Consider the following 6296-nt stretch of genomic DNA (forward strand, 5'->3'; position numbering starts at 1 on the left):
CAACACCATGGCACAGCAAGGATTCTTCAACGCCTTCAACGACGTCTGGCTGCTCGACGGCGTGCGCACCCCGATGGTCGACTACTGTGGCGCGATCGGCCATGTGTCGCCGACCGACCTCGGCATCAAGGCCGCACGCGAGGCACTGGCCCGTGCTGGCGTGCCGGGCTCGGACATCGGCTCGGTCATCACCGGCAACATGGCGCCGGGCGACTTCGACCAGTTCTTCCTGCCGCGCCACATCGGCCTCTATGCCGGCGTGCCGCAACAGGTGCCGGCGCTGATGGCGCAGCGCATCTGCGGCACCGGCTTCGAGCTGTTCCGCCAGGCCGGCGAGCAGATCGAGGCGGGCGCCTGCGACGCCGCGCTGGTGGTCGGCACCGAGAGCATGACGCGCAATCCGATCGCGGCCTTCGATCACCGCACCGGCTTCAAGCTCGGCGCGCCGGTCGGCTTCAAGGACTACATGTGGGAGGCGCTGAAGGACCCGGCCGCCGGCATCAACATGATCCAGACCGCCGAGAACCTGGCCAAGCAATACGGCATCAGCCGCGAGGAAGTCGACCAGTTCGCCAGCGACTCGTTTGCCAAGGCGGTGGCGGCACAGGAAAGCGGCTTTCATGCCGGCGAGATCGTGCCGATCGTGAGCGAGAAGTTCGAGCTCGAGGGCTATAAGCCGCGCGGCATCAAGCTGCAGGGCAAGCTGACCGAGGTCAGCGCCGACACCCACGCCCGGATCTCGCCGGTCGAGGTGCTGGCCAAGCTGCGCCCGGTCTACGAGGGCGGCGTGCAGACCGGCGGCAACAGCGCGGCACTGGTCGATGCGGCAGCGGCCTGCGTGGTGGCTTCGGGTGCCTATGCCAAGGCCAACGGCAAGAAACCGCTGGCGCGCGTGGTGGCCGCCGCCGTCGTCGGCGTGCCGCCCGAGATCATGGGCATCGGCCCGGCGCCGGCGATCCGCCTGCTGCTCGAGCGCACCGGACTGACACTGGCCGACATCGGCCGCTTCGAGATCAACGAGGCGCAGGGCGCGCAGACCCTGGCCGTGGGCCGCGAGCTGGGCCTGGACCTGGCCCGCCTCAACGTCAATGGCGGCGCGATCGCGCTGGGCCATCCGCTGGCGACCACCGGCGTGCGCCTGACGCTGACGCTGGCGCGCGAGTTGCAGCGCTCGGGCCTGCGCTACGGCATTTCGAGCGCCTGTGTCGGTGGCGGCCAAGGCATTGCGCTGCTGATCGAGAACCCGCAGTAAGCTGGTCACTCGTGCCTTCCAGCCAAGCTCCGACAACGAAAGGAACACACAGATGAACATCCAAGGACAAGCCGCGCTCGTGACCGGCGGCGGCTCCGGCCTCGGCGAAGCCACCGCGCGTGAACTCGCCCGCCTGGGCGCCAAGGTCGCCGTGCTCGACGTCAACCTCGACAACGCGCGCCGCGTCGCTGCGGACATCGGCGGCATCGCACTGCTGTGCGACGTCACCAGCCCGGACAGCGTGCAAGCCGCGATCGAGACCGCCGCCGCCGCCCACGGAACAGCCCGCATCCTGATGCAGATCGCCGGCATCGGCACCGCCAAGCGCGTGATCGGCCGCGACGGCAGCCCGGCGCCGCTGGAGGACTTTGCCAAGGTGGTCAACGTCAACCTGATCGGCAGCTACAACGTCGCGCGCCTGTTTGCTGCCGCCTGCGCCAAGGCCGAGCCGATGGAAGACGGCGAGCGCGGCGTGATCGTGTTCACCGCCTCGGTCGCCGCCTTCGATGGCCAGGTCGGCCAGCAGGCCTACAGCGCGTCCAAGAGCGGCGTGGTCGGCATGACGCTGCCGATGGCGCGCGACCTGGCGCAGTACGGCATCCGGGTCTGCACCGTCGCGCCCGGCCTGTTCGCGACCCCGCTGATGGGCACCTTGCCCGAGCCGGTGCAGGCTTCGCTGGCGGCGAGCATTCCCTTTCCCTCGCGCCTGGGCAAGCCCAGCGAGTTCGCCGAGCTGGCCTGCCATATCGTGAGCAACGGCCACCTCAACGGCGAGACGATCCGGCTCGACGGCGCGCTGCGCCTGGCACCGCGCTGATCCCCCAACCACCCCAGGACTCCCTCATGAGCAAGACCATCGTCTATGAAGTCGAAGTGATGTTTGGCGACTGCGACCCCGCCGGCATCGTGTTCTTTCCCAACTACTCGAAGTGGATGGACGGCGCCTCGCTGAACTTCTTCCGCCAATGCGGCCTGCCGCCCTGGCGCGAGCTGAAAAAGACGCGCGGCATCATCGGCAACCCGCTGCTCGAGATCCACACCAAGTTCATGCGTCCGGCCACCTATGGCGAGCGGCTGCAGATCCACACCAGCATCATCGAGTGGCGCGACAAGGTCTACATCCACAAGCATGTGGTCAAGCGCGGCGACGAGGTGCTGTGCGAGGGTACCGAGACCCGTGCCTTCGTCGTCCATCCGCCCGAGGACCCGGACCGCATCAAGGCGATCCAGATCCCCGAGGACATCAAGGCCATGTGCAGCTGACGGCTGCCACCCACCCGCCATCGACAGAAAAAAATCAGGAGACAAGACATGACTACTCGACGCGCCTTCACCCAATCCCTGCTCGGCTCCGCCGCCCTGTCGGCCTTCGGCCTGCCGCTGGCCGCCCAGGCCCAGGCCAGCCTGGACATGGCCAAGATCCTGGTCGGCTTCCCGCCGGGCGGCACCACTGACGCCCTGTCGCGCCGTGTCGCCGACAAGCTGCGCGGCAGCTACGCCAGCAACGTGATCGTCGAGAACAAGCCAGGCGCCGGCGCCCAGATCGCGATCAGCGCGCTCAAGGCGGCACCGGCTGATGGCAGCACGCTGCTGCTGACGCCCTCGTCGATGCTGTCGGTCTATCCCTTCACCTACTCCAAGCTGCCCTACACGCTGGACGACCTGGCGCCGGTCTCGGTCGCCTGCTTCTTCAGCCACGGCTTTGGCGTCGGCCCGGCCGTGCCCGCCAGCGTCAAGACCATCAAGGACTTCGTGGCCTGGGCCAAGGCCAACCCGGACCGGGCCAACTTTGCCTCGCCCGCTGCCGGCTCGATCCCGCACCTGACGGCAGCGCTGTTCAACAAGCTGTCCAAGGCCGATCTGCAGCATGTGCCGTACAAGGGCTCGGCGCCCGGCATCCAGGACCTGCTGGGTGGCCAGGTGTCGTCGATGTGCTCGCCGGTGGGTGACTACCTGCCGCACCTGAAGTCGGGCCGGCTGCGCCTGCTGGCCACCTCGGGTCCGCAGCGCTCGCCGTTCACGCCCGATGTGCCGACCTTCAAGGAGCAGGGCATCGACATCTCGGTGCGCGAGTGGTATGGCTTCTTCCTGCCGGCCAAGGCCTCGCCCGAGGTGCGTCGCCGCGCTGCCGCCTACCTGCAGCCGGCCCTGGCCAGCAAGGACCTGATCGACAGCATGGCCCAGGTCGGCATGGAGGTGCAGTCCTCGACCCCCGACCAGCTGGCTGCCTGGCTGAAGGCCGACGCCGACCAGTGGCGCGGCATCGTCAAGGAAATCGGTTTCTCGGCCGACTCCTGATCCTGTCCATGCGGGGGCCGAGGCCCGGCCCCCGCGCTGAATTCCTGAATACCCGCCGCCGCCTTTGCGGCATGCTATCCAAGGCCCCGCCATGAACGCCTACCGCCCCCAAGCCGCCGACATCGGCTTCATCCTGTTTGACGTGCTGCAAGCCCAGGACCGCCTGGCCCAGTTGCCGGCGCTGGCCGACAACGCCGACCCCGACCTGCTGCGCCAGGTGCTGGAAGAAGCCGGCAAGTTCGTCGGCGAGGTGGTCGCGCCGCTGAACCGCGACGGTGACGAGATCGGCGCGCGCTTCAAGGATGGCGCAGTGACCATGCCGCCCGGCGCGCGCGCGGCCTATCAGGCCTTTTGGCAGGCCGGCTGGCCGGCGCTGTCGGGTGCGACCGAGGACGGCGGCCAGGGTCTGCCGACCGTGCTCGAGATGGTGCTCTACGAATGGCTCAGCGGCGCCAACCTGGGCTGGACCATGGCACCCGGCCTGCTGCACGGCGCCTACGAATGCATCAAGCACCATGCCAGTCCGGAGCTGAAGGCGAGCTACCTGGAAAAGCTCGTCACCGGCGAGTGGCTGGCCACCATGTGCCTGACCGAGCCGCATGCCGGCAGCGACCTCGGCTTGGCCCGGACCAAGGCGGTCGTCCAATCCGACGGCAGTTACCAGATCAGCGGCACCAAGATCTTCATCTCGGGCGGCGAGCATGACCTGAGCGACAACATCGTGCACCTGGTGCTGGCGCGCCTGCCCGACAGCCCGCCCGGCCCCAAGGGCCTGTCGCTGTTCCTGGTGCCCAAGTTCTACCCGGACGGCCAGCGCAGCGCCGTGGTCTGCGAGCGCATCGAGGAGAAGATGGGTCTGCACGGCAGCCCGACCTGCGTCATGCGCTTCGATGAGGCGCGCGGCTGGCTGGTCGGCGAGCTCGGCAAGGGGCTCAACGCGATGTTCCTGATGATGAACGCCGCCCGCCTGCATGTGGCGCTGCAGGGCGTGGGCCTGCTCGACGCGGCCTGGCAGAAGGCCGACGGCTACGCCCGCGAGCGGCGCCAGATGCGTGCGCCGGTGCGGCAAGACCCGAGCCAGCCGGCCGATCCGATCATCGAACACCCGGCGGTGCAGCGCCTGCTCGACACCCAGCGCGCCTGGGTCGATGCCGGCCGTGTGCTGGCCTACCGTACCGCGATCGAGCTCGATGTCGCCAAGCACCACCCCGATGCGGCGCAACGCCAGCAGGCCAATCTGTGGTGCGCGCTGGTGACCCCGCTGCTCAAGGCGAGCTGGACCGACCAGGCCTTCCACGGCGGCAGCGACTGCCTGCAGGTCTTTGGCGGCCATGGCTATGTGCGCGAATGGGGCATCGAGCAGATCGTGCGCGATTCGCGCGTGGCAATGATCTACGAGGGCACCAACGAGATCCAGGCCCAGGACCTGCTGTTTCGCAAGGTGCTGGCCGACCAGGGCGCAGGCCTGCTGGCGACGCTGGGCGGCCTGGAGCAGGACCTGGATCGATTCGATTCGGCCGCTGCGGTGCGCGCGCGCACGGGCCTGCAGCAACTGCGCGAGCTGGTCGGGCTGCTGCAAGCCGGTGGTCCGGGCGTGGCGCTGCAGCTCTATCCGGTGGCGGGTGACTTCCTGCGCGTCGTCACGCTGACGCTGATGGCCTGGGCCTGGGCCCGGCTCGATGCCGCCGGTGCAGCCGGCCAGGGCGGCACGGCTTTCGCGCGTTGGGTCTGGCCCGAACTCGCCATGCGCCAGCTCATGATTCGCCAGGCCCTGGGCGCGGCGGCCTGAAGCCCCCCTATGATGGCGGCCTGATTCACCAGCCATGCCCCTGACCATGACAGAGCCCCGCCCGGTTCGCCTGCCCGATTCTCCGTTGCCGATCACGCCTCAAGCTCAGCCCGAGGCAGACCCGGCGCCGGTGGCGGCCGGACTGGCGGTGGAGCGGGTCGATACCTCCTTCCTCGAGACGCTGATCGGCTACAACGCGCGCCGCGCGGCACTGACCATCATCGCGACCTTCATTCCGCGCATGGCGCAGTTCGGCCTGCGACCGGTCGAGTTCTCGGTGCTGACGCTGATCGGGCACAACCCGGGCATCACCGCGCGCCAGCTGTGCGCGACGCTCGACCTGCAGCCGCCCAACCTGGTCGGCATGATCAAGGGCCTGGAAAAGCGCAGCCTGCTCGAAAAGCGCGATCACCCGAGCGACCGTCGGGCCCAGGGCCTGCACCTGACGCCAGCAGGCGAAAGCCAGCTTGAGCAGGCCCAGGCCACCGCGCTGGCGCTCGAGGTCGATGCCACCCCGCGCCTGACCCCGCTCGAACGCGTCACGCTGCTGCGGCTGCTGCGCAAGATCTACCAGCCCGATCACTGAAGGCGGGACCCCAGACCCCAGGATACCCTGGCCCCGATTGATATTTTTTTGGAGCTGAAAATGAAGATCCTCGTCCCCGTCAAGCGCGTGGTGGACTACAACGTCAAGGTGCGGGTCAAGGCCGACGGTACTGGCGTGGACATCGCCAACGTCAAGATGAGCATGAACCCGTTCGACGAGATCGCGATCGAGGAAGCCGTGCGCCTGAAGGAAAAGGGCGCCGCGACCGAAGTGATCGCCGTCTCCTGCGGCGTGAGCCAGTGCCAGGAAACCCTGCGCACCGCGCTGGCGATCGGTGCTGACCGGGCGATTCATGTCGAGACCGACGCCGAGCTGCAGCCGCTGGCCGTCGCCAAGCTGCTGGCCGCGCT

The 6296-nt window shown here is 68.5% G+C and carries 7 protein-coding genes; all 7 read left to right on the top strand.

Annotated features, from left to right (window positions below; genetic code table 11):
• The first annotated feature begins 7 nt into the window (after positions 1-7).
• Entirely contained in the window at positions 8-1252 is a 1245-nt protein-coding gene (locus C6P61_RS09995; RefSeq protein WP_105729779.1) for a thiolase family protein, read from the top strand.
• Between the two features lie 52 nt (positions 1253-1304).
• A complete protein-coding gene (locus C6P61_RS10000; RefSeq protein WP_105729780.1) occupies positions 1305-2069 on the top strand; it encodes an SDR family NAD(P)-dependent oxidoreductase in 765 nt (254 codons plus the stop codon).
• Positions 2070-2095: 26 nt separating this feature from the next.
• Entirely contained in the window at positions 2096-2515 is a 420-nt protein-coding gene (locus C6P61_RS10005) for an acyl-CoA thioesterase (RefSeq protein ID WP_105729781.1), read from the top strand.
• Between the two features lie 48 nt (positions 2516-2563).
• Positions 2564-3550: a Bug family tripartite tricarboxylate transporter substrate binding protein gene (locus tag C6P61_RS10010; RefSeq protein ID WP_105729782.1), complete on the top strand. Its 987-nt coding sequence runs from the start codon at positions 2564-2566 to the stop codon at positions 3548-3550.
• Between the two features lie 91 nt (positions 3551-3641).
• On the top strand, positions 3642-5339 hold the full coding sequence (locus C6P61_RS10015; protein WP_105729783.1) for an acyl-CoA dehydrogenase family protein: 1698 nt from the start codon (positions 3642-3644) through the stop codon (positions 5337-5339).
• A gap of 46 nt (positions 5340-5385) precedes the next feature.
• Complete coding sequence (locus tag C6P61_RS10020; RefSeq protein WP_105729798.1) at positions 5386-5925, top strand: MarR family winged helix-turn-helix transcriptional regulator; 540 nt, start codon at positions 5386-5388, stop codon at positions 5923-5925.
• Between the two features lie 60 nt (positions 5926-5985).
• A partial coding sequence (locus C6P61_RS10025; RefSeq protein ID WP_425319745.1) for an electron transfer flavoprotein subunit beta/FixA family protein occupies positions 5986-6296 on the top strand: 311 nt, incomplete at its 3' end.

It is taken from the genome of Malikia spinosa (assembly GCF_002980625.1).
GTDB lineage: Bacteria > Pseudomonadota > Gammaproteobacteria > Burkholderiales > Burkholderiaceae_C > Malikia > Malikia spinosa.

Bases quoted from the DNA above. Each gene is read 5' to 3' on its own strand.
- C6P61_RS10010 (WP_105729782.1), top strand. From the start codon at position 2,564: ATGACTACTCGACGCGCCTTCACCCAATCCCTGCTCGGCTCCGCCGCC.
- C6P61_RS10020 (WP_105729798.1), top strand. From the start codon at position 5,386: ATGACAGAGCCCCGCCCGGTTCGCCTGCCCGATTCTCCGTTGCCGATC.
- C6P61_RS10005 (WP_105729781.1), top strand. From the start codon at position 2,096: ATGAGCAAGACCATCGTCTATGAAGTCGAAGTGATGTTTGGCGACTGC.
- C6P61_RS10000 (WP_105729780.1), top strand. From the start codon at position 1,305: ATGAACATCCAAGGACAAGCCGCGCTCGTGACCGGCGGCGGCTCCGGC.
- C6P61_RS09995 (WP_105729779.1), top strand. From the start codon at position 8: ATGGCACAGCAAGGATTCTTCAACGCCTTCAACGACGTCTGGCTGCTC.
- C6P61_RS10015 (WP_105729783.1), top strand. From the start codon at position 3,642: ATGAACGCCTACCGCCCCCAAGCCGCCGACATCGGCTTCATCCTGTTT.